Below are 24,813 nucleotides of genomic sequence, written 5' to 3' on the forward strand. Positions count from 1 at the left end.
GCAGGATGTCGTCCATTTTCATGCCCCCTGGTCTTCGGCATTCGCCGCGCGCGTTGCACGCGGTGCGCCTTGCTCGCCGAACAGCGCACCGATCGCCTGGCGTGCACGCGACAACCGGCTCATGACCGTGCCGAGCGGTACGTCGAGTACGTTGGCCGCTTCCCTGTACGTGAAACCCTCGACGCCGACCAGCAACATGACGACGCGCTGCGCTTCCGGCAACTGCTGCACCGCCCGGACGATCTGTGCATCGAGCGCCTGCTGCTCGAAGGTTGACGCCGCGGGATCGGCCACGGTTTCCAGCAGTTCATCGTCCCAGTCCATGCCCGCGCGCCGCCGCACGCTGCGCGCGCGAAGCTCGTTGAGCCACGTGGACTGGACGATGGAGAACATCCAGCTGAGCGGCGCGGTTTCCGGCTGCAACTGATGGGCGCGTTCGAGTGCGCGCACGCACGCACACTGCACGAGATCCTCGGCATCGTGCCGATCGCCGGCGAGGCGCAGCGCGAAAATCCACAGCCGCGGCAGCATTGCGGGGAGCAGCGCGGACAGTTCGGCGGCGGTCATCGACGTCGAGCCCCCCGCGGTTTCGCCGGGCCGGCGTTGATCGACTGCAGTATCTGACGTGTGTGCATGGGTGTTGGCGAAATTGACCGGGCAGCGCCCCTCCAGCCCGTAAACAGCTGGACAGCCCGGATATTCCATCTGCATCGCGATGTATCCATGCCGCGCACGTACGCAATACGATACAAATCGGTCGGCACGCGGCCGACACGGGTTCGCCCACGCACAGGTTTTTCCAGGAGAATGGCGCTGCAACGGCGAGCACCCTTTCGCGTGTTCGTCCAGGACAACTTCCACGGAGAGACTACCGATGTACCGACATGCACTCGCCACGCTGGTCTTCACCGGCATCGCGATCTCGAATGCAGCGTGCGCGCAGACCATCAAGCCGATCAAGGCGTCGGCCTCCGACCTGGCCGGCGCCATCTTCGCGCGCGGCGACGCGGCGAAGCAGGATGCCGCTCCCGGGCACGATGCGGATGCCGTGACGTTCACGTCCACCGACACGGCCTTCCAGACCGGCGTGTACCGATCCGGGCCCTCGCACGAGGAAATCGCCGGTCCGCAAGGGCTGCCGTACAACGAATTCCTGTACTTCCTGTCCGGCAGCGTGAAACTGACGTCGTCCGACGGTTCGGTGATGGTCGTGAAGACCGGCGAAGCGGTCACGCTGCCGAAGGGATGGACCGGGCATTTCGACACGCCGGGCTATACCAAGCTCTACGCCACGTACAACCCCGACGACGCGAAACCCGCCCCCTCCGCCTCGCAACCTCCGGCAGCGGCGCGATAGCGCACGGGGCTCAGCACGCCGCCGGCGCCATCCGCTTCCGGTGTTCGACGATGGAAAGTACCAGCGCCGCCAATCCGCATGCGGCGATGAGCGTGAGCAGCATCGTCCGGCCCAGGTTGACCAGCACCAGGCTGCCGAGCGCCGGGAAGCCGAACACGCCGACGAAATAGGACGCGACGAACCACGTGAGCACCGCGTGCCGGTGCCGCGTGTGCGCGCTGTTGACGGCTTGCGCCTGCACGATCGGATAGATCAGGCCGTAGCCGGTGCCGAGCAGCACGGCGCTGGCCGAGTGAAGCAGCGCGTTGTGCGGCACCGCGAACGTCACCGCGACGCTCAGGATCATGAAGCCGAGGAGGATCTGCGTGGTCGCGTCGACGCGCATCCGGATCACGAGCGCGCCGAGCAGCCAGCGAATGATGACGACCGTCGCCGAATACAGGCCGAAGAACGTTCCGGCCTTCACGCCGGTTTCCGTCGCCATCGACATCTGGAACGTCATCAGCCCCGAGAACACGCTCGAGCCGAGCGCGATGATGGCGATCGGATAGATCGCGTTCGTGCGGGCGATCGCCGCCATCTCGCGAACCCACCGGTCGCGCGCCGGCCGTGCGGCCGGCGGCGACGCCGGCGACAGGCGGCCGAAATACTCGAGCATCAGCGCGGCCATCGCGCACAAGCCGCCGACGGTGCAAAACACGGTGCCGGTCGTCCAGTGCCAGTTGCGTATCGCGAGCGCCGCAACCGCCGGCCCGCCGCCGACGCCGGCCATCTGGAACGACCCGAACCGCAGGAACCAGCGCTCGCGCTCGTGATCGGTGGTGCGCTCGGCGAGCATCATCGGCGCGGCCAGATAGAAGCCGCCCCAGCCGACTCCGACGAGCAGCCCGGGCACGGCGCTCAACGAGCCGGTGCGCCCGATCAGCGCGAAGCCGACGACGCCCGCGCCGACCATCAGCGCGGCCAGCGCGGTGGTGCGGGCCGTGCCGATCCAGCGGGCCAGCCACGCGACGAGCGGCAAGCCGAGCAGCGCACCGACCAGCGCCTGGACGAGCGCGATGCCGGTATCGATCTCGCCCCCGCCCGCCGAGCGGAAATGCATCGACAGCAGGAACGTCGCGCCGTATCCGCACGCGGTCAGCAGCGCGCCGAGCAGCACGAACGACGCGACGCGCGGGGACATCGTATCCGCACCGGCCATCACGCCCCCTGTTCGTTTCGACATGCCGTATCGGCTCACGCGACCGCAAGCGGCAGCGTCACTGTCGCCTCGAGGCCGCCGGTGCTGCGATTGTTCAATTGCAGTTCGCCCTGCATCGCCCGCGTCAACCGACGCGCGATCGCGAGCCCGAGCCCCGAGCCCGGCGCACGCGCGGCCGTCTGCGGCGCGCGGTACCACGGCTTGAACACCGCCTCGAGCTCCGCCGGCACGATGCCCGGCCCGGAATCCACGACCGTCAGCATCACGCGCCGCGCGTCGACCTGCACGCATACGCGAACGTCGTCCCCATAACGCAATGCGTTGTCGATCAGGTTGACGAGCACACGGCGCAGCGCATGCGGGAAGGTCACGAGCGGAAGGCCCACGCGTCCGTCGAGGCCGATGCGCTGGCCGGCGTCGCGATAGTTGCCGACCAGCGCACCGAGCAGCGCATCGGCGTCGACGCGGCGCGGCGGCTCCGGCACGCTGCATTGCAGCCGTGCGCACACAAGGCTCGCCTCGACGAGCTCATTCATCTCCGCCAGATCGCGCTCGATCGCGTCGCGCAACGCGCCGTCCTCCAGCATCCCGCTGCGCAGCATCAACCGCGTGAGCGGCGTACGCAGATCATGCGCATAGGCGGCCAGCACGTGCAGCAATTCCGTCATGCGCTCGGCGTGCTGGCGGTGCGCGCCGTCGATCGCGCGCGCGAGTTTCGCCACCGACGGCGCACCACGCTGGATCAACGTGTCGGGCAGCGATTCGATGCCGTTGTCCCCGATCGCATCGGCCAGGCGGCCGACGGTCGCGTCCAGTCTCATCAGGCGGAGCAGCTTCAGCCCCAGTACCGCCGCGACCAGTGCAACCAGGCCCGCGAATGCAGCGGCGATCAACAGCTCGTGCGTCGCCGCCGTCTGCCACGCGCGCGCGAGCATCGCGCGCACGTCGTACATCGCCGCCGCAGCCAGCAGCACACCGGTTGCGAGCATGAAGCGCACCGGCCAGACGACGAACTCGCGCGCATGCGCGAAGATCGTGCGGACGAGGGTGCGCAGCGCGCGCGTGAGCCTGGACTCAAACAAGGCTTCTGACGATAAAGTCGGAAAGTTCGCCATCTTGGTTCTCCTGTCGCCGTCGCCGCGGACGGTACGAGACAGATGAAAACACGCAGCGGGGCCGCGCACCATCAAACAAGCGGCCATTCATCCCCTACGAAGGTTTAGGTTGGCAGCGCGGCACGGCCGCCGATCAGACGCAACCGAGCGCGCGCGCGAGCCACGTTTCGAGCTCCCGCGCATCGAGCGGCTTTTCCAGCAGGCACAGCGCGGTGCTCGCGCGCACGCGCTCGCGTTCGCGCGCCGTCGCGAACGCCGTGACGAACAGGGTAGGAATGCGCAGGCCCAGCGCGTCGATTCGCGCCAGCAGGTCGATGCCGTCCATCGCCGGCATCTGGACGTCGCAGATCAGGCAACCCGCGCGGCGCGACACGTCCGACGCGAGGAATGCCGCTCCCGACGCGAACTCGCACGCGTTCCCGCCCAGCGACCGCACGAGGCTTCTCACGGCGGCGCGCACGAACGGGTCGTCGTCGACAATCGCTACGAGATCGGTGGCTGAGAGTGAAAGAGGCATCCGTGCTGATGGCGAGGGGAACGGACCGGCCCGTCCCACATACTGCGATCCAGATCGCCAGCATACCCGCGCGCTGCCGCGCCGCCACCATATCTACGTATGGGTCGGCCTTGCGCCGACCGCGCTCGGCCCGGGCCGGTTCACGCTAATCGCCGGCGGGCAGCTCGATGCCGAGCGCACTCATCTTGCGCACCAGTTCGGCGACCGAACGGCATTTCATCTTTCGCATCGCCTGGCCGCGATGGATCTTCGCCGTGATCTCCGCAATGCCCATGTTCCCCGCCACCTGCTTGTTCATCAGCCCCGTCGCGACGTGTTGCAGCACCTCGCGTTCGCGCGGCGTCAGCGATTCCCAGCATGCGCGCAGGTCGAGCAGCGACTGGCTGGCCTCCAGGCGCTTCGCGTCGCGCTCAAGCGCCGCCACCACTGCATCGATCATTTCCTGGTCGTGAAACGGCTTGGTCAGGAAATCCACCGCGCCCGCCTTCATCGCCTTCACCGTCATCGCGATGTCGCCGTGCCCCGTCATGAAGATGATCGGCATCTGCGGACCGCCGTTCTCGACCAGCGACTTCTGGAACGCGATCCCGCTTTGCCCGCGCAACCGCACGTCGAGCACGAGGCACGACGGGCCGCTGCCCTTCGGCGCCGCGAGAAATGCTTCGGTCGACGCAAATGCGTGCACCTCCAGGTCGATCGAGCGCAGCAGGCCGGTCAACGCGGCCCGCACGAATTCGTCGTCGTCGACGACGTAGACGACACGGCCGCTTTGGTCTTCGGATGAAGGCGCCACGTTTGGCATTCTGATCTCGGGCATTGCAATTCTTCGCTTGTGAATGTGCTGGAGCGGCCGCGGTCGGTTCGACGGCATCGCGACGCACGCCGCGCGGCGCGCGGCACCCTTGAAAACACGCACCCCCCGCGGATTATTCCAGCCGCCCTCCGCCGCGGCAACCGCGGGCCGCGCACCCGCGGTTCATGCCCCGCCTCGACTTCGTCACGCGCGCGGCACTCGCGCGTACGGCGGCGCCAGCGCGCAGACGAACGCGAACGGCGCCTGCCCGACCCGCTCCGCTTGCGCCCGCCGTCGCGCGCATCTGTATCCGGATGTATCGGGTTTTCGCATCGATACATGACCTTGCAAAACGGCGCGCACCGGACACATGCGAGATACCTGCCAGGCGCTCAATACACACACGGCGGCACCTGACGCCAACCACGACGCGGCGGCCTCTGCGGGCGTCGCCATCGGGTGCCGCGACGACGTTCCCATCCATCCCGCTCCAGGAGATTCACATGAATGCCTCGAAAATCACCTTCGTGCTCGCCGCCCTTGCAACCACCGCATCGGTGTACGCGGCGTCCCCCGCCGAATCGGCCGCCGCCGGCTACGACGCACCGGCTGCCACGCAATGGGCGCCCGTCGCCGCGATGCCGAAGACCCGCTCGGAAGTCCGCCACGAGCTCGCGCTCGCGCGTCAGAACGGCGAGCTCGACGCGCTCAGGAAGCTCTATTCCGGGCATTGATCGCCCGTCCTGCCAACCGGCCGGGTACCGGCGCGCACCGCCGGCATCCGCGCCGTCACCGCGTTGCCCCCGCGACTTCGGGCACGCCGCCTTCCCATGAAGCGAACCGAACTTGCAACGATGCTTCCCGACCTGCTGCCGCGCCTGCGGTCGTTCGCGATGCGGTTGACCGCGAATCGACACGACGCGGACGAGCTCGTGCAGCGCGCCTGCCTTCGCGCCCTCGAACGCGCGCATCAGTTGCGGGCCGGCACATCGCCCGTCAGCTGGGTCTTCTCGATCATCCATTCGATCTGGCTCAACGAACTGCGCCGGCGCAATCATCGCGTTCGCCTGCTGCTCGAATGGAGCCACGCAGCGGCGGAGACGGTCGCCGATCCGCGCGCCGCATCCGAGACGCGCGTCGCCGTCGGCCAGATCCTCGCCGCCGTCGAGCGGTTGCCGGCATCGCAGCGCAGCGCGCTGCTGCTCGTCAGCATCGACGGACTCAGCTATCGGCAAGCCGCCGCCGCACTGGACGTCCCGGTCGGCACCATCATGAGCCGGATATCGCGGGCGCGCAAAGCGATTCGCGTCGCGCTCGATGCATCCGGCACGGCGCACGCGCGGCTTGCACGACCGGCCGCGGAATAAACCGCGCGCGTCGCGTGTTCAGTGTAGGCAAGCGCCTCCGCGACGACGGAGGCACCCGGCCCTTCACGACTCGAAACCCACATGTCAGCGCTTTCCAGGATGCTACTCGTCTATGACGGAACCGATGAGGCCCAGGCCGCGCTCGCGCGATGTTCGGCGCTGTCGCGCGCGCTGTCCGCCGCGGTCGACGTCGTGGCCGTGGTCGACCCGGCAACCGCGAACGCGCAGTCGGCCGGGCTGCTCAGCGATCTCGCGCACCGTCGTCTCGAGGAGTTCGCCCGCGACGAACTGCAACGCGCGCTCGGCACGCTCGCCGACGACGGCATCGTCGCGCGCGGCTTCGTGCGCTTCGGACGTGCGGCCGATGCCGTCGCCGCACATGCGATGACGACGCGCGCCGACCTCGTCGTCGTCGGGCACCGGGCCCGCAGCGGAATCGCGCGCTGGTGGCGCGGGCGCCCCGTCCATTTCGATCTGGCCGAGCGCCTTCGCGGCGTGTCCCTGATCGTCGTGACGGTCGATGCGGCCTAGGCCCGTCACGCGGCCGCCTCGACCCTCTCGACCGCGTCGTGCACCGGTGCGTCGCTGCATGGCGCAATGGTCGCGGCGAGGATCATGCGCTGCCGATTGGCACTCAGGCAGACATCGCTCGCGCGCGGACGAAACACGCGGTCACCGCGCTCGATCGCGCGCCCCGTCAACGCGCAGACCGCCGGCGCGCGCGCGCGGCTCCTGCACCAGATCTGCTCGGTGTATCGCCCCGAACGCGCATCGCTCCATGACACGCTGATCAACGACGACGAAAGGCGCTCGATCACCGCGATCGCGGAAAGCGGCTCGTCTCGCGCGAATGCGCGATCGTCGTCGTCCAGGCGCAAGCCGAGACGACGCGACTTGTATCGCGTGCGCTGCGCCTGCAGGCACACGTCGCGTTGCTCCAGCGAAGGATGGAGGACATTGATCAACGTGCGAATCATGATGTCTGCTTCAGGCAGTGTCGCCATCACCCTTTCTCCCACCGATCGGGTCAGTCGTATGAAAGCGGGCGCACGCATGCCGCCGGCGATGCGCCCGCGCGTCGCTCAGGCGCCGCCTTCCTCGCGCAGCGTGAGCCGGCTGTTGACCGACGTGACGCCGCGCACCTTGCGCGCCGCCTCGACCGCCAGACGATCCTGGTCTTCGCTCGTGATCTGGCCCGACAGCGTGACGCGTCCGGTCGCCGCGTTGCCGAACACCGCGATCGGCATGCCTTCCAGCCCCTTCGTCCGGTACAACGCCTTCTCGACCGTGCGCGAGAACGTGCGGTTGGCTGCCCGTACCGCCTTCTTCGACGTGCCGGCCGCCGGCGTCGACGTGACCGCGGCGTTCGCGCCGGCCGTATCGAGCCGCTCGTCGGCGAACGCGCGCAGGTTGACGCCTGCGATCAGGACGACGGCCAGGCCGCCGGTTACGACGATGTGTCGGAGTTTCATGATGGATTCCTTGGATGTCTGGTATCGAGTCGACCACTACGCATGTGCCGGTGACCTGCATCGTCACGATGCGAACGGATCGCGCGTGCGCAGCTTCGCGCATCGGGCACGACGCATGCCGCGGAACCGTCGCCGTTGCGATCCGTGTACCGGTGGATCGAGCATAAGGGGATGCGTCGACGCGCTCCATAGCATCTGCAGGTGTTCGGGGTGATGCATCGGCATGAGGTATCGCATACGTTGGTATAGGCATCCGGTCCGTTCATGTGCATCCGCTCGCAGTCGAACCAGGCGCGCTCACATCGGAAACAGCGGAAGCGTCACCGTTGCCCGCGTTCCGCCGTCCTGCCGCGGCGTCAGCGCGAGCTGACCGTGATGCGCGTCGACGATGGATTTGCAGATCGACAATCCCATGCCCATTCCGTGCGGCTTCGTGGTGAACAGCGGCTCGAAGAGACGCGCGGCCAGCTGCGGATCGAAGCCGTCGCCGCGATCGTCGATCCGGATGCACACCCGGTTCCGGTCCGACTCGCACGTCAGTACGATGACACGCTCGTGCTCGGGCGTGCGCAGCATGGACTCGGCGCCGTTCATCAGCAGGCTGATGATCGCCTGCTGCAACTGCGTGCGTTCGCCGTGCATCGGCAGCGGCGCCGCGCATCCGTCGATCCGCAAACGCACCTTCATCGCGTCGAGCGTGCTTTCCAGGATGTCGGCCGTCTCGCGCAGTGCATCCGCGAGATCGAACTCGGCGAACACCGGCGCCGCCTGCCGCGCCTTCGCGCGCAACGCGCTGATGATGGTCCGCGCACGCACCGCGCATGCGCAGATGTGCGCGAGCATCTCGCGGGCCGCGTCGATATTCGGCACGCCGCGATCGAGCCAGTTCAGCCCGGCGCGCGCGGACGTGTCGATCGCCGTGACCGGCTGCGCGACCTCGTGCACGATAGACGCCGCCAGCTCGCCGTACGCGGTGAGCCGGCCGACGCGATCCATCTCGGACTGTGCGTCACGCATCGCCGCTTCCATCGTGGACAGCCGCGCGTGCTGCACGGCAAGCTCGTCGCGCAACCGCAGGTTCTCCAGGACGAACCCCGCGTGCAGCGCGATCATCTCCACGAGCGCGACCTTCGCCGGCGTGAAGATGCCCGGCAAGTCGCCGTGTTCGAGATACAGCGCACCGAGCAATGCGCCGTTGCATCGGATCGGCACGCAGATCACCGCGCGCGGCTTGCGCCGGCGCACGTAGTCGTCGGTGCGCCATTGGTCGGCCGCGCAGGCATCGCGCAGCACGAGCCCGTTGCGCAGGTGCACGGCGGCGGCGACGATCGGAACCGGCAGTCGATCGGCCGGCGGTCGCTCCCGGCGCGGCGCATTCGGCGCGGTCGCGTCGGCGGCCCGCTCCCAGCCGCCTTCGCGCAGGACCGCGATCGCCCCCCACGTGGCCGCCGCGCCGTGCATCGCGGCATCGAGCAGCGCGCCGATGCGCGCCGCCGGCGGCACCTCGTCGGCCATCGCGCGCGACACGTGACGCAACACGTGCATGTCCGGCGCGAGCAGCGATCGACCCATCAGTTCGTCGAGGACCGGGCTCATGTCGGGACCGGCCGCGTCGGCGGCCGATTTCCACACCGTCCGCGCAGCGAAAGCGCTGCAGGAATCGTCGAGTTCGTTGTTCATGCGTCTATCTCCCGCGTACCGGATTTCGGCCTCGTCCGACCTGAATTCTATGTTTCATGTAGTGAGTACTCCACAAACGAATGTTAGCAGCACTTTCTCGAAATAAAAATGTGAAGATACGTTTACGGTGCGTTGTCCGGCGGCCAACCACCCCCAAACCACAACGATAAAGCATTGATTTATATCGATATTTATCTTTTGTTGCGCACCGCTCGCGAGATCAGTAGAATCCTCACATTCATGTAGCGTTCCCTGTATCAAATTCAAGGAATGCCGCCATCTCGGGTATTTTCATGCGGCATGGCCATGCGGCCGTGCCGGTGTAGGAACGGTATGACTCAGGCAGCAAAAGGCAAGGCGGTGCGCGGAACCGGTGTCCGGGAGGCAGCGGCACAGGAAACCCGCGACAAGATCCTGCGCGCGGCGACCAAGGTGTTCGCGCGCTACGGCTACGAAGGCGGCAGCGTGGAGCGGATTTCCAGGCTGGCGAAGTCCTATGACCGGATGATCTACTACTACTACGGGAGCAAGGAGGGGCTGTTCGTCGCGGTGCTCGAGGGCATCTACCGGCGGATGGACGAGGCGGAGCTCAGGATGGCGCCCGATCCTTCCGATCCCGTCGAAGCGCTGAAGTCCGTGATCCGCTTCAAACTGGACTACTATTGGCGCAATCCCGATTTCATCACGCTGCTCAATACCGAGAACCTGCACCAGGGCAAGCACTTGTCGAAGCTCGAGCGGCGCGGCGAATATTCGTCGCACGCGGTGCAGATCGTCACACGGATTCTCGACAGCGGTGTCGAACAGGGGTTGTTCCGCAGCGGGTTGAACGCACGCGACGTATTCCTGCTGATCATTTCGGCCGCGTATTTTTATACGTCGAACCGTTATACGCTGTCCGCATTCCTCGGCGAGGAACTGAATGCGCCGGATGCCATGCGCCGCTGGGAAGCGTTCGTGATCGACAGCGTGCTGCGGGTCGTCCGCAAGGATGCATCGACCGGCGATTGAATGCGTTGCGTGCCGAGATCGGCGCGCGTAATCATGAAGATTCCCACACCGTCGTGATGAACTATCTTCGCGCCCACACCCTCGACGAAGTACTCGGCGCGCTCGCCGCCGAACCGCGGCCGCGCATCGTGTGCGGGGCCACGGACGTCTTCGCGGAGCTCGCGCTCGTGCCTGCCCGGTCGTCATGGCTGGACGTCAGCCGCATCGACGCGCTGCACGGCATCGCGCTGCGCGACGACGTCGTCCGGATCGGCGCGGCCAGCACGTGGGCCGCGATCGCGCGCACGGCATGGCTGCCGACGGCGCTCACGGAAGCCGCCGCCACCATCGGGCCGCGGCAGATTCGGGTGCAGGGAACGATCGGCGGAAACGTGTGCCACGCGTCGCCGGTCGCGGACGGCATCCCCGCGCTGCTCGCGCTCGACGCGCACGTCGAACTGGCGAGCGTGCGCGGCGTGCGGTGCTTGCCGTTGGCCGAATTCCTGCTCGGCAACCGCGTGGTCGCGCGCGATGCGGACGAACTGCTGGTTGCCGTGCTGTTCGTACAACCGCCCGTGCACGATCGCACGTCGTTCATCAAATACACGAATCGCGACGGCCCGGCGATCGCCGTCGTATCGGCTGCCGCGCGGCTGCGCGTCGATGCCGCCGGCACGATAGCGGCAGCGGCCGTCGCCGTGGGCGGCGCATCCGGCGTCGCGCGCCGGATGCGGGCGCTCGAGGCCGCGCTGGCCGGCCGCCGGTGCGACGACCTGGCCGACACGATCGCAGCGGCGCCGCTCGCGGAGCTGACGCCGGTCGACGACTGCCGCGCGACGGCAGTGCATCGCCTTCATCTCGCGCGGCTGGCCGTGTCGCGCGCCTTCACATGCTGCATCGAGGAGAACGCCCGTGGCCCACTCCCCGCCTGACCCGCTTGCCGACGTACGCGATACGACAGCGGACGACAGCGCTCCGGCTCGCCCCGAGCCGGACTGGTTCGAACTCAACGGTACGCGGCGCGGCCTGCCGGCAGACCGCGCGCAGCGGCTGATCGACCACCTGCGCGCGGACCTGCGCCAGTTCGGCACCAAGGAAGGGTGCCGCCAGGGCGATTGCGGCAGTTGCACGGTGATCGTCGACGGCGAGGCGCGCTACGCGTGCCTGATTCCCGTCGCGCAGGTCGCGGGGCGGCGCATCGTCACGGTCGAAGGCCTGGCCGACGGCACGCGGTGCGGCAGCCGCCTGCAGGACGCGTTGCTCGCCCATCAGGCGGTGCAATGCGGTTTTTGCACGCCGGGCATGCTCACCGCGGCGGCGGCCGCGATCGACGCCGGCGAAGTCACCGACCGTGCGAGCGCGCGGGCCGCGATCGACGGCGTGCTGTGCCGCTGCACGGGTTACCAGAAGATCGTCGATGCCGTGACCGAGGTCGGCTGCGGGGCGGCCGCGCGCGGGCGGACGCCCGCGCCGGCCGAAGGGCCGTCCGTCGGCGTCCCGCTCACGCGCCTCGACGGCCCCGGGAAAATCGACGGCAGCCAGCGCTTCGGCGCGGATGCATATCCGGCCGACAGCCTGTTCCTGCGCGCCGTGCGTTGTCCGCATCACCGCGCGCGTTTCACGTTCGGCGACCTCGCCGCATTCGTCGACGCGCATCCGGGCGTGCATCGCGTCCTCACGCACGCCGACGTGCCCGGCCTCAACGTGCACGGCGTCGCGACCCCGTATGCGGACCAGCCCGTGCTGGCGGAGCACGAGGCGCGCCACCATCTCGAAGCGGTCGCGCTGGTGGTCGGCGAGCGCGCGGCGATCGCCGCGCTCGACCTCGATCGCTTTCCGGTGCGGTGGGAACCGCTGCAGCCGGTTCTCGCGGTCGACGATGCGAGGCGTGACGACAGCCCGCAACTGCACGCCGATCGCCCCGGCAACGTGCTGATCGAGGGGCTCGTGCGCCGCGGCGATGCCGAGCGCGCGTTACGGGACGCCCGCCACGTCGTCACGGCCACGTTCGCATCGAGTTTCGTCGAGCATGCGTATCTCGAACCGGAGGCCGGCTGGGCGAGGCGCGTGGGCGACACCGTCGAGATTCATTCGTCGACGCAAGCGCCGCATCCGCATCGCGCCGATCTCGCGCGCATTCTCGCGATCCCGCCCGAACAGGTGCGCGTGGTCGCGACCGCGGTCGGCGGCGGCTTCGGCGGCAAGCTGGACATGACGGTCCAGCCGCTGCTCGCGATCGCGGCGTGGCATCTCGGGCGGCCCGTCGCGATGGTGTTCTCGCGCGAGGAATCGATGGCCACGTCGACCAAGCGCCATCCGGCGCGCATCACGTCCAGCATGGCGGCCGATGCCGACGGCCGGCTGCGCGCGGTGACGTTCGACGGCGACTACAACACCGGCGCGTTCGCGTCGTGGGGAACGGCCGTCGCGAACCGCGTGCCCGTGCATGCCGGCGGGCCGTACGTGATTCCCCACTACACGGCGCGCTCGCGCGCGATTCATACCCACGTCACGCCGGCCGGCGCCTTTCGCGGCTTCGGCGTGCCGCAGACGACGATGTCGCAGGAACAGCTGATCGACGAGCTCGCGTTCGCGACCGGCATCGATCCGCTCGAATTCCGCGCGATGAACGCGCTGCGGCCCGGCGACGCGCTGCCGACGGGCCAGGTGCTCGACGACAGCGTGGGGCTCGTCGCGTGCCTCGATGCGCTGCGCCCCGCGTGGCGCGACGCACACGCGCGGCTCGCGACGCTCAATGCGGCGTCGCCGGGGCATCTGCGCCACGGCGTCGGCGTGGCCGCCTTCTTCTACGGCTGCGGCAACACCGCGTTGCCGAACCCGTCGACCGTGCGCTTCGGCATCCGGCCCGACGGCACGATCGTCCTGCACCAGGGCGCGGTGGACGCCGGCCAGGGCGCGAACACCGTCATTCCGCAAATCGCCGCCGACGCACTCGGCGTGCCGGTCGACCGCCTGCACTTCGTCGGGCCGGACACCGCACTGTCGCCGGATTGCGGCCGCACGTCGGCGTCGCGCCAGACCCTCGTCACCGGTCGCGCCGCCTTTCTCGCCGGCACGATGCTGCGCCGCCGGCTGCTCGCGTTCGCCGGCGCGGCTTCCGATGCGCGCATTTCGGCCGATGCGTGCGGCATCGCCGTCGACGGCCGCCCGCTCGACCTGCGTGCGCTGCCGGTCGACGCGCACGGCTACGCGATCGCGGCCGAGGAAAGCTTCGATCCGCCGACCACGTCGCTCGATGCGGCGGGGCAAGGCACGCCGTACGCGACCTACGCGTTCGGCGCGCAAATGGCGGAAGTCGCGGTTGATTGCGACAGCGGGCGCGTGCGCGTGGTGAAGGTCGTGGCCGCGCACGACGTCGGCAGGATGGTGAATCCGACACTGCTCGAAGGCCAGATCGAAGGCGCGGTCGCGCAAGGCATCGGCATGGCGCTGATGGAGAAGTACCGCCCCGGCGAGGGCAACAATCTGCACGACTACGTGATTCCGACGGTGCACGACATGCCCGACGTGCAGTCGATCTTCATCGAGGCGCCGACGGCTATCGGCCCGTACGGCGCGAAAGGCATCGGCGAGCCGGCGCTGGTTCCGACGGCGGCGGCCGTCCTGAATGCGATTCATCATGCAACCGGCGTGCGCATCCGCGAAGCCCCCGCCACGCCGGACGTCGTGCTGCGCGCGCTCGCCGCCCGCACCTCGGTTGCCGCGCTTCGATAGCGGCGTTCCTACCTGGCGAACAAGAACGATGACGACAACGAGACAAGCCGATCAAGCATCGCTGGGCGCCGCACGGCGCTCGTCCTGGTACGCGGAACTCGATCCGGCCGGCAAGCGCGCCTTCAAGGCCGCATTCGCCGGCTGGGCGACCGATGCGTTCGATTTCATGGTGTTCAGTTTCGTGCTGGCCTCGCTGATCGACCTGTGGGGCCTCGATCGCGGCAAGGCCGGGCTGTTGAGCACCGTGACGCTGATCTTCTCGTCGGTGGGCGGGTGGATCGCCGGCATCCTCGCGGACCGCTACGGGCGCGTCAAGGTGTTGCAAGGCACGATCCTGTGGTTCTCGGTCTGCACGCTCGCGATCGGCTTCGCGCAGGACTTCGAACAGATTTTCGTGCTGCGCGCGCTGCAAGGACTCGGCTTCGGCGGCGAATGGGCGGTGGGCGCCGTGCTGATCGGCGAGACCGTCGCACCGGCCCATCGCGGCAAGGCGGTCGGCCTCGTGCAGAGCGGCTGGGCCGTCGGCTGGGGCTGCGCGGCGGTGCTCTACGGCATCGCGTTCTCGGTGCTGCCCGAGTCGCTCGCGTGGCGCAGCCTGTTCTGGGTCGGCATCGTGCCGGCGCTGCTCGTGCTGTATGTGCGCAAGCACGTGGCGGAGCCGGAAGCGTTCGTGCAGGCCGACGCCGCGCGCCGGCAAGGCGCGGGCCAGCCGTCGGTGTGGACGATCTTCTCGCGTTCGCACGCGCGCCGCACCGTGCTGGCCGCGCTGCTGTGCACCGGCATCCAGGGTGGTTTCTATGCGATGTCCACGTGGCTGCCGGCCTTCCTGAAGATCGAGCGGCACCTGTCCGTGCTCGACACCGGCGCGTACCTGTTCGTGATCGTCGTCGGGTCGTTCTGCGGCTATGTCGTCGGCGCGTATCTGTCCGACTGGTGGGGGCGCCGACGCAACTTCATGCTGTTCTCGGTGCTGTCGCTCGCATCGGTGTACCTGTACCTGACGCTTCCGCTTTCGAATGCGCAGATGCTGTGGCTTGGCTTTCCGCTGGGCTTCTCGTCCTGCGGGATCTTCAGCGGGGTCGGCGCATACCTGACGGAACTGTATCCGTCGACCGTACGCGGCAATGCGCAGAGCTTCACGTACAACTTCGGCCGCGGCATCGGCGCGCTGTTTCCGAGCCTCGTCGGCATGCTGAGCCATTCGCTGGGGCTCGCGTCCGCGATCGCGATCTTCGCCGGCGCGGCCTACGGCGTGGTGCTGCTGGCGGTGCTGCTGCTGCCGGAGACGAAGGCGCGGTCGCTTTGAGTCCCGGGCGGCGTGGCGCCGAGGTCGCGCCCGCGAACGGATCGTCGTCGTGCACCGAATGTGAAAAGAACGTGAGCCCGACGAGCCCGTAGCGGTTCGGCATGCGTACCGCTTCGACTACGCGTTGCAGGACGCGCCGCAACAAGGCGGCCCGTCACGCGAGCGCCGCTTCGCGCAGACGGAATTGCGCGACCGCCGCGCTCAGCCGCGCGCCCTGTTCGTCGAGCGACAGCGCCGCGGCCGCCGCCTCCTCGACCAGCGCGGCATTGCGCTGCATCGTCTGCTCCATCTGGATCACCGCGGCGTTCACCTGCTCGATGCCCGACGACTGCTCGTCGAATGCCTGGCTGGTTTCGCCCATGATCGCGTTGACGCGCTCGACCGCCGCGACGAGCTCGGCCATCGCCGAGCCGGCCAGCGCGACGAGGCCGCTGCCGTCTTCGACGCGTCGCGCGGAATGGCCGATCAGCTCGCGAATTTCCTTCGCCGCGGCGGCACAGCGCTGCGCGAGCCCGCGCACCTCGGTCGCGACGACCGCGAACCCGCGCCCCTGCTCGCCCGCGCGCGCGGCTTCGACGGCGGCGTTCAACGCGAGAATGTTCGTCTGAAACGCAATGCTCTCGATCACGCCGACGATGCCGGAGATGCGCGTGGAGCTCTGCGAGATTTCGGACATCGTCTCGACGACGCGCTGCATCGCTTCGCCGCCGCGCGACGCGATGCCGGCCGCGCCCTCGACGTACGTGCGCGCATCGCGCGCGTTGTCCGCGTTCTGGCGCACGGCCGCCGTCAGTTGCTCGACGCTCGCGGCCGCCTGCTGCAGCGATACGGCCTGCTGCTCGGTGCGCGCGGACAGGTCGACGTTGCCGCTCGCGATCGTGCGCACGTCGCCGACGATCGTCTCGGTGCTCGCGCGCACCTGGCTCACGGTATCGACGAGGCCGTCCTGCATCCGCTTCAGCGCGTTCAGCAGATACGCCATCTCGTTCTCGCCCGGCACGACGACCGCGCCGGTCAGGTCGCCTTTCGAGATTTTCTCGAACTGATCGACCGCGAGGTTGATCGGCTCGATGATCGCCTTCGCGAGCACGCGCTGCGCAACGAAGCCGACGACGAGCGCCAGCACCGCGACCACGCCCATCCCCCACACGATTCGGTGGAAATTGACGCCGGCCGCATCGTAGCGCGCCTTCTGGCGCGTGACCTGGAACGATTCGAGCGCGTCGATCGCCGCCTGGTAGGCCGCGAACAGCGCGGGCGGCGCGGTGCGCTGCGTGTCGAGAAAGTTGAATGCGTCGTCGCCGTCGAGCTGCGACAGCGCCTTCAGGAACACGCGGTCGAGCAGCGCGCGACGATGAGTCTGCAGCGTGTCGAACAGCGCCTGTTCGCCGGCGTCGCGCGCGTGCAGACGCGCGTACGCGTCCAGTTCGTCATTGCTCTGCCTGAGCAGCGTGTGGAGCTGCGCGACTTCAGCCTTCGCGGGCTGGCCGGCGCTGATGATCTGCGCGACGTCGCTCATGCGTTCGCGCAGCACGAGCATGCGCTCGGAGCTGGTCTTCAGGTGCAGCAGCGACGCGGTATCGTCGCGATACATCGCCTCGAGCGAGCCGTTGCCCATGTAGAGGGCCGCGATGCAGGCGCCGACCACCAGCACAAGCAGCACGGTATAGCCGGCGATGGTCGCGAGGAGGCCACCACGGATAGTGAATTGTTTTCGCATGACGTTCCCTTGAGCCGGCCCGGCACGGCCAGCGGCGGAGGTGAATTCCGGAACACGAACGACGCGCGCCATCGCGCAATGCGCGGCGCGGGGCTGCGAACACGTTAACGGCGCGGGAAACGGGCGGCTTTTATCCGCACGCGACGCGAATCTGGACGATTGCGACAGAGAGAGGCGGATGCAGCACGGCTACCGGCCGTCGCCGGACCTCGAACGGATCTCGTCGGCCGACGGGTCGCGCGGGTGCGCGGCGGTCCGCCAAACGTTTTCCCACGCGTCCTTCACCATCGTCCGCCGGTCGCCGGCATCGCGTCACGCGCCGGTCTCGTAAAACAGGCCGAATTCGCCGTTGGTTCTCCTGATTCGCGCGAACCCCGCTTCTCCCAGATGCATGCCGGCGATCAGCAGCCGTTCCGAGCTGACCCGGTCGAGCAGCCGCGAACGCGTCGCCGCCGCCTGCGACGCATCGTGGTCGAACGCAATCGACACGTCCGGCCGCTTGATCTGGATGTGCGGAAAATGCACGATATCGCCCCACACGAGCAGGCCCTGATCGCCGGATTCGAGCACGTATCCGGTATGTCCGTCGGTATGCCCCGGCAGCGGCAGGGCCGTGATCCCCGGCAGCACCTCGCCTGCATCGAAGACCCGAAGCGCGTCGCCGTAAGCGTCGAATACCTGACGCGCGATCCGGAAATTGCCGCGGGCGCGCTCGCTGGCGCGGCTCAGATTGCCGTCGTCACGCCAGAATTCGACCTCGCGCCGATGCGCGACCAGCTCCGCATTCGGAAACGCAACCTGTCCGGCCCCATTCACGAGCCCGCCGACGTGATCGGGATGGGCGTGCGTGAGCAGGACGGTGTCGATCGCGGCAGGCTCGAAACCGGCGAGCCGCAAATTGTCCTTCAGGCGGCCGCCCCATTGTTTGATGCCGCCAGCCCCTGCGTCGACGAGAATCGTGCGGCCCGCGCCGCGCACCACGTAGCAATTGATATGCACGGCGGACGGCTGCTGCTGGCCGGCCGCACGCTGCATTCCGGCAGCGTCGGCCACGTCGATATTCGACAGGACATCGAGGCCGGCCGTGAGGTAGCCGTCGCTGATCGCGGTGATCGTGAAATCCCCGACACGCCGGCCGGGAAACGTCATGTTGGACACCATGCTTCTCCGGAGTGGCTAGTTTCGGGCGTGAAGGTTCGGCTCGGCATGACCGAAACAACGGATGCGTGCCGTCAGGCCCGTGCGGCGCACGACGGCGCGATCCAGCGCCTCCATGAATGCATGCATGACCGCGGGCGAGCGAAGCGACGCCTCGCGATACCGGATTTCCGCGAAAACGGGATGCCCACATCCGTGCCGAACCGCCACGTAGATGACGTGGACGTTCCGCGGCTCCGCCTGAAGAACATCCGTACAGAGTTCGATGCAGTCGCCGGAAAGTTCGTCAAGGCGTGCGTCAGGCGGCATGCGTCGTGCATCGATATGGAAAGTCACGTTAGGCATCACGTGCCCCTTTTGCGAGTTGCTCCGTGATCGGTGCGTACAGGTCGAGGCCGGCCGGCACGTTCCCGGCGACGGGGGCATCGCTCCGCGGCACGACCGCGAGCCAGCGGCGCGCCGGATACCGCTCGAGCGCCACGGCCTGCATGGCCAGCGGCTTCAGGCCCAATCCGATCAACGGGTCGGGTCCGCTGGCGCTCAGCGCGAGCAGTTCGTCGGCATTGACCGCCGGCGCACGACCGATATCGCTGTAGAGATTGCGGTGCCAGTCGGTGATGTGTTGCTGCCAGCGCGCGAAATTGCCGCCGCCTTTGCGCCGATATTCATCGCCGGTCAGCACGCCGAGACCATCGATCGTGTGAACGGCCAGATAAACGGGGCAGCCGGCGCCGATCGCCTTGAAACGCTGCGACGTGTGAAAGCCGCTGACCGAGATGAGGGCCGGCAGCTTTTCGAGACTGTAGAAGTCGTTCCATTCGGCTTCGCCGGCAGGGTCGGCGAAGGTGCATTCCACGGTGTAGATCATCGGATTGTCCTGTGTGACGGATCGGCATCCCGCGCTTCGAATGCGGGATATTCAGTGCAGTGACGTAATGCTAATCTGCTGTTTTCCGCGTAGATATCGACTTAAAGTCAGCCTTCAGTGATATTTGTTCAAGCTGACGGTCGAACGCGCTCCGACCGCGAGACTCCGATGCGACGCAAGATCCCGAGCAATTCCGCGCTCCTGGCCTTCGAGGCGGCGGCCCGACACGGCAGCTTCGCCCGCGCCGCGGACGAGCTGGCGCGCACCGAGGGCGCCGTCAGTCGCCAGATCGGCCGGCTGGAGGCATTCCTCGGCGTGACGCTGTTCGAACGCGTCGGCAACCGGGTGCGGCTCGCGCCCAACGGCACGCGATACGCGGTACAGGTGCGCGAGATTCTGGATCGGCTCGAACGGGACAGCCTGTATCTGATGGGGCAGCCCGTCGAAGGCGCGAGCATCGACATCGCCGCGATTCCGACCTTCGCGACCCGCTGGCTGATCCCGCGGCTCAAGCGCTTTCAGGATCGCCATCCGAACGTCACCGTGCATATCGCCGAACGGATGGAGCCCTTCCTCCTGGCCGGCAGCGGATTCGACGCGGCCGTTCATTTCGAACATCCGGCCTGGGCCGGCATGCATCTGCATCCGCTGCTGGAAGAGGTGCTGGTACCCGTCTGCAGTCCGGCGCTTCTCGAAGGCGTCGGCGCGCACCCGTCGCTGGATGCGCTGCCGCGCCTTCACCGGCGGCAGAATCCCGACGCGTGGCAAATCTATGCGCAGGAGACCGGCATCGAGCTGACCAATTCGGCGGTCGGCCCACGATACGATCTCCATTCGATGCTGATCGAGGCCGCGCTGGCCGGGCTGGGCGTCGCCCTGGTGCCGCGCCTTTACGTCGGGTCCGAACTTGAACAAGGGCGGCTGGTCGCGCCCTGGCCCGACGGCAATGCGATTACCAAGCACTTCTGCCTCGTGCTGCCCGAGCCGATCGAATTGAGCGCGGCGCCGGTGCGGGCGTTTGCGGAGTGGGTGCTGGGCGAGGCGCGAGGGTTGGTGCGTTGATGCCGCGCCCGACGTTCATCGCGACACGGATCAGGAAAGCTCTTTACGGATGATGCAGACCGATATCGAAGCCCCGGGGCCCGCCGGCCCGCCGCGCGGCACGCTGTTGTCTCCTGCGACGGCCGATGTTCCGGTGGTGCTGATCTGCCGGGATCGGGCCCGACTGACCGGAACGGCAACAATCCCTACGGCATTCGGGCATCGACCTATCGTTTGCTAGCCGAAGGATTGCTCGATCGAGGCATCGCGTCGGTTCGCATCGACAAGCGCGGCATGTACGGTAGCGCTTCGGCGATCGCGGATGCAGACGACGTCACGATCGACGACTACGCAGCAGACGTCCGCGCGTGGGTGGCCGCCATCCGGACGCGGACCGGTGCGCACCGCGTATGGGTGCTCGGGCATAGCGAGGGAGGATGGGTCGCGTTGTTGGCGGCGCGGCAGACCGCCGATATTTGCGGTCTGATCCTCGTGTCAACACCGGGACGGCCGCTCGGACAGGTATTGGCGCAGCAGCTGCAGTCGAACCCTGCGAATGCCGGTGTACTGAGCAACGCGATGTCGATACTCGAATCGCTCGAAGCCGGGAAGACGGTCGACGCGGCCGACATCGATCCCGCGCTCATGCCGTTGTTCAGGCCGCAGGTTCAGCGGTTCCTGATGAGCGAATTGGCCATCGATCCGGCCGCCATTCTCACTGGCTATACGAAGCCGGTACTGATCGTGCAGGGCGCGCGGGATATTCAGGTGGGCGTGCAGGATGCGCAGCGGTTGAAGGACGCGAATCCACGCGCCCGGCTGACAATTGTCGCGAATGCCAATCACGTGCTCAAAACCGTCCACGCGGACGCGCGGGACGACAACCTTGCCGCGTACTCGGATCCGGATCTTCCTTTGGCAAGCGGGGTCGTGGAAGCCATTTCGGCATTCGTTCGGGAGTCGAATGGCGGCGGCCTGGGTCATCCTGCGCTTTCGCAACGGAAAAACGCGCGATGACGCACCTGATTCGATTCCGGGTTCGGCCTGTTTATCACGGTAGCGATCTGCTGGTCGAAATACTCGATGACCACCGCGCAGCCGACTTTCCGGATATCGCCGAGATCCTCCGGGATGCGCTGCATGCCGTCCGGCTCGCGCATCCGGACGGCCTCGACGACCCGCACGTCGCCTTGTCGCAGGACCGCTATTTCAGCTATTGGACGTATGATCGCGGCGACTATGAAATCGACGACGATATCTGGGGCTGGTGTGCCACCGCGCCGGTGAACAACCGGGTCATCGTCGCGGACATCGAGCGGGCGCTGCTGGCGACTGGAAGATTCATCAACGAACCCGTGGATTTCGGCAAGTTTGCGTGACGCAAAGCGATCGCATCCGCCGGTACTTCGAACCGCCGCTCCCCTCCGCTAATCCAGATAGGGCTCCAACACACCCGCGATCCAGTCCATGAAAGCCCGCACGCGCGGCGAAAGATTGCGCCGATGGCGCAGACGCCGGCCGATGCGTCGCCTGAAGAAATGTCGCCGGGCGATCTCGAAACGGCCCGCCGCTATGGCGCACGCGTCGCGATGATTGCCGGCCAGCTTCGTGCCGGCCAGTCACGCGGCGACTGACGCCAGGCTTCTCCGAATTCGACGATCGATTCCCGCGCCGCGCATCACTTCGGAAGCACACCCTTGCTCATCGCATCGAGCTGTCGAACGATCTCCGCGCGCAATTCGGCCGACAGCTCGACGCTGTCGAGCAGTTCGGAAATCCACAACCCGTCGGCGGCGAGCCGGCAGATCATCAGCGTCGCGGCCCGCTCGAGCGGCACCGGATCGGGTCGCGTCCATTCGCGCATCGGCACCGACCAGCGAGCGCGTGTGTCCTGCTCGGTGATCATCGACGCGACCAGCACGCGCAGCACGTCGATACTCGCAGCCGGATTGGCGGCATCGAGCACCGCGTGCAGATACGCGCGCGCCGCCGCGCCGTCGCCGCGGGAATCGGCCGCCATCCGCGCGGCCAGTTGCGCGCCGAACCGTTCGGTCGCCTGCCCGAACAGCGCATCCAGCAGCCCCTGCTTGTTCGCGAAGTGATATTGCAGCGCGCCTTTCGTCACGCCGGCACGCTCGGCCACCGCATCGAGCGTCAATGCGGCCACGCCGTGATGCGTCGCGATCTCCGACGCGGCCGCCAGCAATTGCGCGCGCACCTGGTCCGGCGCTTTTTTTCGCCGCACGCCGGCCACAGCGGTAGCGGGCGGCGCCGATGATCCTACAGGCGCGCGTGCATCGGGCGTTCCAGCCGGTTCGACAGGCGCGGACACGTCGCGCGGCGTGGGTTCGAGGCGTTTTTTCATGACGCGGATGGTAGCACCGCGCGTCTCGATATAAACATTCCTGCTGGATGGTATGATCCGCCGCATGAACAAATCGGCCCCCTCCCCCTGGTCCGCGCTCGACACGGCCATCGCCCGCGGACGCGACGCACTCGTGCGCCTTCAGCAGCCCGACGGCAGCTGGTGTTTCGAACTCGAATCCGACGCGACGATCACCGCGGAATACATCCTGATGATGCATTTCATGGACAAGATCGACGACGTGCGCCAAGAGAAGATGGCGCGCTACCTGCGCGCGAACCAGCGGCTCAACACGCATGGCGCATGGGATCTGTACGTCGACGGCGCGCCGGACGTGTCGTGCAGCGTGAAGGCGTACTTCGCGCTGAAGGCGGCCGGCGACAGCGAACGGGCGCCGCACATGATCCGCGCGCGCGACGCGATCCTGAAGCTCGGCGGCGCGGCGCGCGCGAACGTGTTCACGCGCATCCTGCTCGCGACGTTCGGCCAGGTGCCGTGGCGCGCGGCGCCGTTCATGCCGGTCGAATTCGTGCTGTTCCCGAAGTGGGTGCCGATCTCGATGTACAAGGTCGCGTACTGGGCGCGCACGACGATGGTACCGCTGCTGGTGCTGTGCTCGCTGAAGGCGCGTGCGCGCAATCCGCGCAACGTGTCGATCCGCGAGCTGTTCGTCACGCCGCCGGAGCAAGAGCGCCAGTACTTCCCGCCCGCGCGCGGCATGCGCCGGTTGTTCCTCGCGCTCGACCGCGCCGTCCGCCCTATCGAGCCGCTGCTGCCGAAGCGCTTGCGGCAGCGCGCGATCCGGCACGCGGAAGCGTGGTGCGCGCAACGGATGAACGGCGAGGACGGGCTCGGCGGCATCTTCCCGCCGATCGTCTACAGCTATCAGATGATGCAGGTGCTCGGCTACCCGGACGACCATCCGCTGCGGCGCGACTGCGAGAACGCGCTGGAGAAGCTGCTGGTCACGCGGCCGGACGGCAGCATGTATTGCCAGCCGTGCCTGTCGCCGGTGTGGGACACCACGTGGAGCACGATGGCGCTCGAACAGGCGCGCGGCGTCGCGGCACCGGAAGCCGGCGAGTCGGCCGGCGCGCTGCGCGAGCTCGATGCACGCATTGCTCGCGCGTACGACTGGCTGGCCGGGCGGCAGGTGAACGACCTGCGCGGCGACTGGATCGAGAACGCACCGGCCGGCGTCGAACCGGGCGGCTGGGCGTTCCAGTACGCGAACCCGTACTACCCGGACATCGACGATACGGCGGTCGTCACCGCGATGCTCGATCGCCGCGGCCGCACGCATCGCCACGCGGACGGCACGAATCCGTACGCGTCGCGCGTCGCGCGCGCGCTCGACTGGATGCGCGGGCTGCAATCGCGCAACGGCGGCTTCGCGGCGTTCGACGCCGACAGCGACCGCATGTATCTGAACGCGATCCCGTTCGCCGATCACGGCGCGCTGCTCGATCCGCCGACCGAGGACGTATCGGGCCGCGTGCTGCTGTGCTTCGGCGTGACGAAGCGCGCGGCTGACCGCGCGTCGCTCGCGCGCTGCATCGACTACGTGAAGCGCACGCAGCAGCCCGACGGCAGTTGGTGGGGCCGCTGGGGCACGAACTACCTGTACGGCACGTGGAGCGTGCTGGCCGGCCTCGCGCTCGCCGGCGAGGCCAAGTCACAGCCCTATATCGCACGCGCGCTCGACTGGCTGCGCGCGCGGCAGCATGCGGACGGCGGCTGGGGCGAGACGAACGACAGCTACGTCGACCCGAAACTGGCCGGCACGAATGGCGGCGAGAGCACGTCGAACTGCACCGCGTGGGCGCTGCTCGCGCAGATGGCGTTCGGCGACTGCGAATCCGATTCGGTGCGGCGCGGCATCGCGTATCTGCTGTCGGTGCAGCAGGAAGACGGCTTCTGGTGGCACCGTTCGCACAATGCGCCGGGCTTTCCGCGCATTTTCTACCTGAAGTATCACGGCTATACCGCGTACTTCCCGCTGTGGGCACTCGCGCGTTATCGGCGGCTTGCGGGCGCGAAGGATGCGGGCGCAACCACGTCGTCCGCGTCCGGCGCGCCCGCCCCACGCGCAACGGACAGCGCGCTCGCCTGAGCCGGAACCCCGGGC

At 67.9% G+C, this 24,813-nt stretch carries 25 protein-coding genes and 2 pseudogenes; 13 read left to right on the plus strand and 14 right to left on the minus strand.

Annotation, left to right across the window (positions count from 1 at the left end):
- Positions 1 to 18 precede the first annotated feature (18 nt).
- Positions 19 to 567 carry an RNA polymerase sigma factor gene (locus tag KPB06_RS10165; RefSeq protein WP_275905479.1) on the minus strand — a complete coding sequence of 183 codons (549 nt, stop codon included), beginning with the start codon at positions 565 to 567 and terminating at the stop codon, positions 19 to 21.
- 307 nt (positions 568 to 874) lie between these two features.
- On the opposite strand from KPB06_RS10165, the gene KPB06_RS10170 reads away from it, so the two are divergent.
- Positions 875 to 1,357, plus strand: coding sequence for a cupin domain-containing protein (locus KPB06_RS10170; protein ID WP_089465943.1), 483 nt, complete (start codon positions 875 to 877; stop codon positions 1,355 to 1,357).
- A gap of 10 nt (positions 1,358 to 1,367) precedes the next feature.
- Here the strand turns inward: KPB06_RS10170 and KPB06_RS10175 are convergent, their stop codons facing one another.
- From KPB06_RS10175 to KPB06_RS10190, 4 genes are all read right to left on the minus strand, one after another.
- Entirely contained in the window at positions 1,368 to 2,561 is a 1,194-nt protein-coding gene (locus KPB06_RS10175; RefSeq protein ID WP_089465944.1) for an MFS transporter, read from the minus strand.
- Positions 2,562 to 2,593: 32 nt separating this feature from the next.
- A complete protein-coding gene (locus KPB06_RS10180) occupies positions 2,594 to 3,673 on the minus strand; it encodes a sensor histidine kinase (protein WP_099318243.1) in 1,080 nt (359 codons plus the stop codon).
- Between the two features lie 133 nt (positions 3,674 to 3,806).
- Entirely contained in the window at positions 3,807 to 4,190 is a 384-nt protein-coding gene (locus tag KPB06_RS10185; protein ID WP_089465946.1) for a response regulator transcription factor, read from the minus strand.
- A 145-nt stretch (positions 4,191 to 4,335) separates the two neighbouring features.
- Positions 4,336 to 5,007, minus strand: coding sequence for a response regulator transcription factor (locus tag KPB06_RS10190; protein WP_059638998.1), 672 nt, complete (start codon positions 5,005 to 5,007; stop codon positions 4,336 to 4,338).
- Positions 5,008 to 5,486: 479 nt separating this feature from the next.
- On the opposite strand from KPB06_RS10190, the gene KPB06_RS10195 reads away from it, so the two are divergent.
- The 3 genes from KPB06_RS10195 (at position 5,487) to KPB06_RS10205 (ending at position 6,881) form a co-directional block, all read left to right on the plus strand.
- Positions 5,487 to 5,717 carry a DUF4148 domain-containing protein gene (locus KPB06_RS10195; RefSeq protein ID WP_226224395.1) on the plus strand — a complete coding sequence of 77 codons (231 nt, stop codon included), beginning with the start codon at positions 5,487 to 5,489 and terminating at the stop codon, positions 5,715 to 5,717.
- A gap of 96 nt (positions 5,718 to 5,813) precedes the next feature.
- A complete protein-coding gene (locus KPB06_RS10200; protein ID WP_275905478.1) occupies positions 5,814 to 6,350 on the plus strand; it encodes an RNA polymerase sigma factor in 537 nt (178 codons plus the stop codon).
- An 81-nt stretch (positions 6,351 to 6,431) separates the two neighbouring features.
- The gene (locus tag KPB06_RS10205) at positions 6,432 to 6,881 is read left to right on the plus strand and encodes a universal stress protein (RefSeq protein ID WP_226094162.1); all 450 of its coding nucleotides are present in this window, start codon (positions 6,432 to 6,434) and stop codon (positions 6,879 to 6,881) included.
- A 5-nt stretch (positions 6,882 to 6,886) separates the two neighbouring features.
- On the opposite strand, the gene KPB06_RS10210 is transcribed toward KPB06_RS10205, so the two are convergent.
- The 3 genes from KPB06_RS10210 to KPB06_RS10220 form a co-directional block, all read right to left on the minus strand.
- Entirely contained in the window at positions 6,887 to 7,405 is a 519-nt protein-coding gene (locus tag KPB06_RS10210; RefSeq protein ID WP_226094161.1) for a DUF3331 domain-containing protein, read from the minus strand.
- A 27-nt stretch (positions 7,406 to 7,432) separates the two neighbouring features.
- The gene (locus KPB06_RS10215; RefSeq protein ID WP_059579260.1) at positions 7,433 to 7,822 is read right to left on the minus strand and encodes a BON domain-containing protein; all 390 of its coding nucleotides are present in this window, start codon (positions 7,820 to 7,822) and stop codon (positions 7,433 to 7,435) included.
- 297 nt (positions 7,823 to 8,119) lie between these two features.
- Entirely contained in the window at positions 8,120 to 9,502 is a 1,383-nt protein-coding gene (locus KPB06_RS10220; protein WP_089465948.1) for a sensor histidine kinase, read from the minus strand.
- A gap of 333 nt (positions 9,503 to 9,835) precedes the next feature.
- Here KPB06_RS10220 and KPB06_RS10225 point away from each other — a divergent pair, with 333 nt between their 5' ends.
- The 4 genes from KPB06_RS10225 to KPB06_RS10240 are packed head-to-tail and all read left to right on the plus strand — an operon-like array spanning position 9,836 to position 15,533.
- Complete coding sequence (locus KPB06_RS10225) at positions 9,836 to 10,513, plus strand: TetR/AcrR family transcriptional regulator (RefSeq protein ID WP_059579268.1); 678 nt, start codon at positions 9,836 to 9,838, stop codon at positions 10,511 to 10,513.
- 56 nt (positions 10,514 to 10,569) lie between these two features.
- Positions 10,570 to 11,424 carry an FAD binding domain-containing protein gene (locus KPB06_RS10230; RefSeq protein WP_089466022.1) on the plus strand — a complete coding sequence of 285 codons (855 nt, stop codon included), beginning with the start codon at positions 10,570 to 10,572 and terminating at the stop codon, positions 11,422 to 11,424.
- Complete coding sequence (locus KPB06_RS10235) at positions 11,405 to 14,227, plus strand: molybdopterin-dependent oxidoreductase (protein ID WP_275905477.1); 2,823 nt, start codon at positions 11,405 to 11,407, stop codon at positions 14,225 to 14,227. The genes KPB06_RS10230 and KPB06_RS10235 overlap by 20 nt, the downstream gene beginning before the upstream one ends.
- 28 nt (positions 14,228 to 14,255) lie before the next feature.
- Positions 14,256 to 15,533 (plus strand): MFS transporter, encoded by a 1,278-nt coding sequence (locus KPB06_RS10240; RefSeq protein WP_060009126.1) that lies wholly within the window; start codon positions 14,256 to 14,258, stop codon positions 15,531 to 15,533.
- A 154-nt stretch (positions 15,534 to 15,687) separates the two neighbouring features.
- On the opposite strand, the gene KPB06_RS10245 is transcribed toward KPB06_RS10240, so the two are convergent.
- The 4 genes from KPB06_RS10245 to KPB06_RS10260 all read right to left on the minus strand — a co-directional run bounded on the left by KPB06_RS10245 (position 15,688) and on the right by KPB06_RS10260 (position 19,279).
- Positions 15,688 to 17,253 (minus strand): methyl-accepting chemotaxis protein, encoded by a 1,566-nt coding sequence (locus tag KPB06_RS10245; protein ID WP_059579277.1) that lies wholly within the window; start codon positions 17,251 to 17,253, stop codon positions 15,688 to 15,690.
- Positions 17,254 to 17,565: 312 nt separating this feature from the next.
- Positions 17,566 to 18,411, minus strand: a complete 846-nt coding sequence (locus tag KPB06_RS10250) for an MBL fold metallo-hydrolase (protein ID WP_275905528.1) — start codon at positions 18,409 to 18,411, stop codon at positions 17,566 to 17,568.
- Positions 18,412 to 18,429: 18 nt separating this feature from the next.
- Positions 18,430 to 18,756 (minus strand): hypothetical protein, encoded by a 327-nt coding sequence (locus KPB06_RS10255; protein WP_059579280.1) that lies wholly within the window; start codon positions 18,754 to 18,756, stop codon positions 18,430 to 18,432.
- Complete coding sequence (locus KPB06_RS10260; protein WP_060009135.1) at positions 18,749 to 19,279, minus strand: hypothetical protein; 531 nt, start codon at positions 19,277 to 19,279, stop codon at positions 18,749 to 18,751. The genes KPB06_RS10255 and KPB06_RS10260 overlap by 8 nt, the downstream gene beginning before the upstream one ends.
- A 168-nt stretch (positions 19,280 to 19,447) precedes the next feature.
- Here KPB06_RS10260 and KPB06_RS10265 point away from each other — a divergent pair, with 168 nt between their 5' ends.
- From KPB06_RS10265 to KPB06_RS10275, 3 genes are all read left to right on the plus strand, one after another.
- Positions 19,448 to 20,341 carry a LysR substrate-binding domain-containing protein gene (locus KPB06_RS10265; protein WP_099318248.1) on the plus strand — a complete coding sequence of 298 codons (894 nt, stop codon included), beginning with the start codon at positions 19,448 to 19,450 and terminating at the stop codon, positions 20,339 to 20,341.
- 228 nt (positions 20,342 to 20,569) lie between these two features.
- Positions 20,570 to 21,337 (plus strand): alpha/beta hydrolase, encoded by a 768-nt coding sequence (locus KPB06_RS10270; protein WP_275905476.1) that lies wholly within the window; start codon positions 20,570 to 20,572, stop codon positions 21,335 to 21,337.
- Entirely contained in the window at positions 21,334 to 21,699 is a 366-nt protein-coding gene (locus tag KPB06_RS10275; protein WP_104013092.1) for a hypothetical protein, read from the plus strand. Before KPB06_RS10270 ends, KPB06_RS10275 begins: the two co-directional genes overlap by 4 nt.
- Positions 21,700 to 21,747: 48 nt before the next feature.
- Here KPB06_RS10275 and KPB06_RS34480 read toward each other — a convergent pair.
- A pseudogene (locus KPB06_RS34480) lies at positions 21,748 to 21,825 on the minus strand (transcriptional regulator); the annotation flags it as partial.
- On the opposite strand from KPB06_RS34480, the pseudogene KPB06_RS10280 reads away from it, so the two are divergent.
- A pseudogene (locus tag KPB06_RS10280) lies at positions 21,814 to 21,954 on the plus strand (NADPH-dependent FMN reductase); the annotation flags it as partial. The pseudogenes KPB06_RS34480 and KPB06_RS10280 overlap by 12 nt on opposite strands.
- Positions 21,955 to 21,998: 44 nt before the next feature.
- Here the strand turns inward: KPB06_RS10280 and KPB06_RS10285 are convergent.
- Positions 21,999 to 22,685 carry a TetR/AcrR family transcriptional regulator gene (locus KPB06_RS10285; protein ID WP_275905475.1) on the minus strand — a complete coding sequence of 229 codons (687 nt, stop codon included), beginning with the start codon at positions 22,683 to 22,685 and terminating at the stop codon, positions 21,999 to 22,001.
- A 52-nt stretch (positions 22,686 to 22,737) separates the two neighbouring features.
- Between KPB06_RS10285 and shc the strand changes: the two genes are divergently transcribed.
- A complete protein-coding gene (gene shc, locus KPB06_RS10290; protein WP_275905474.1) occupies positions 22,738 to 24,798 on the plus strand; it encodes a squalene--hopene cyclase in 2,061 nt (686 codons plus the stop codon).
- Positions 24,799 to 24,813: the final 15 nt, after the last annotated feature.

Origin of the sequence: Burkholderia semiarida (assembly GCF_029268935.1) — a bacterium.
In the GTDB taxonomy this organism is placed as follows: domain Bacteria; phylum Pseudomonadota; class Gammaproteobacteria; order Burkholderiales; family Burkholderiaceae; genus Burkholderia; species Burkholderia semiarida.

Coding starts and splice junctions, on each gene's coding strand:
- KPB06_RS10165 (WP_275905479.1), bottom strand. CDS start 567: ATGACCGCCGCCGAACTGTCCGCGCTGCTCCCCGCAATGCTGCCGCGG.
- KPB06_RS10170 (WP_089465943.1), top strand. CDS start 875: ATGTACCGACATGCACTCGCCACGCTGGTCTTCACCGGCATCGCGATC.
- KPB06_RS10180 (WP_099318243.1), bottom strand. CDS start 3,673: ATGGCGAACTTTCCGACTTTATCGTCAGAAGCCTTGTTTGAGTCCAGG.
- KPB06_RS10185 (WP_089465946.1), bottom strand. CDS start 4,190: ATGCCTCTTTCACTCTCAGCCACCGATCTCGTAGCGATTGTCGACGAC.
- KPB06_RS10190 (WP_059638998.1), bottom strand. CDS start 5,007: ATGCCCGAGATCAGAATGCCAAACGTGGCGCCTTCATCCGAAGACCAA.
- KPB06_RS10195 (WP_226224395.1), top strand. CDS start 5,487: ATGAATGCCTCGAAAATCACCTTCGTGCTCGCCGCCCTTGCAACCACC.
- KPB06_RS10200 (WP_275905478.1), top strand. CDS start 5,814: ATGAAGCGAACCGAACTTGCAACGATGCTTCCCGACCTGCTGCCGCGC.
- KPB06_RS10205 (WP_226094162.1), top strand. CDS start 6,432: ATGTCAGCGCTTTCCAGGATGCTACTCGTCTATGACGGAACCGATGAG.
- KPB06_RS10210 (WP_226094161.1), bottom strand. CDS start 7,405: ATGCGTGCGCCCGCTTTCATACGACTGACCCGATCGGTGGGAGAAAGG.
- KPB06_RS10215 (WP_059579260.1), bottom strand. CDS start 7,822: ATGAAACTCCGACACATCGTCGTAACCGGCGGCCTGGCCGTCGTCCTG.
- KPB06_RS10220 (WP_089465948.1), bottom strand. CDS start 9,502: ATGAACAACGAACTCGACGATTCCTGCAGCGCTTTCGCTGCGCGGACG.
- KPB06_RS10225 (WP_059579268.1), top strand. CDS start 9,836: ATGACTCAGGCAGCAAAAGGCAAGGCGGTGCGCGGAACCGGTGTCCGG.
- KPB06_RS10230 (WP_089466022.1), top strand. CDS start 10,570: ATGAACTATCTTCGCGCCCACACCCTCGACGAAGTACTCGGCGCGCTC.
- KPB06_RS10240 (WP_060009126.1), top strand. CDS start 14,256: ATGACGACAACGAGACAAGCCGATCAAGCATCGCTGGGCGCCGCACGG.
- KPB06_RS10245 (WP_059579277.1), bottom strand. CDS start 17,253: ATGCGAAAACAATTCACTATCCGTGGTGGCCTCCTCGCGACCATCGCC.
- KPB06_RS10255 (WP_059579280.1), bottom strand. CDS start 18,756: ATGCCTAACGTGACTTTCCATATCGATGCACGACGCATGCCGCCTGAC.
- KPB06_RS10260 (WP_060009135.1), bottom strand. CDS start 19,279: ATGATCTACACCGTGGAATGCACCTTCGCCGACCCTGCCGGCGAAGCC.
- KPB06_RS10265 (WP_099318248.1), top strand. CDS start 19,448: ATGCGACGCAAGATCCCGAGCAATTCCGCGCTCCTGGCCTTCGAGGCG.
- KPB06_RS10275 (WP_104013092.1), top strand. CDS start 21,334: ATGACGCACCTGATTCGATTCCGGGTTCGGCCTGTTTATCACGGTAGC.
- KPB06_RS10285 (WP_275905475.1), bottom strand. CDS start 22,685: ATGAAAAAACGCCTCGAACCCACGCCGCGCGACGTGTCCGCGCCTGTC.
- shc (WP_275905474.1), top strand. CDS start 22,738: ATGATCCGCCGCATGAACAAATCGGCCCCCTCCCCCTGGTCCGCGCTC.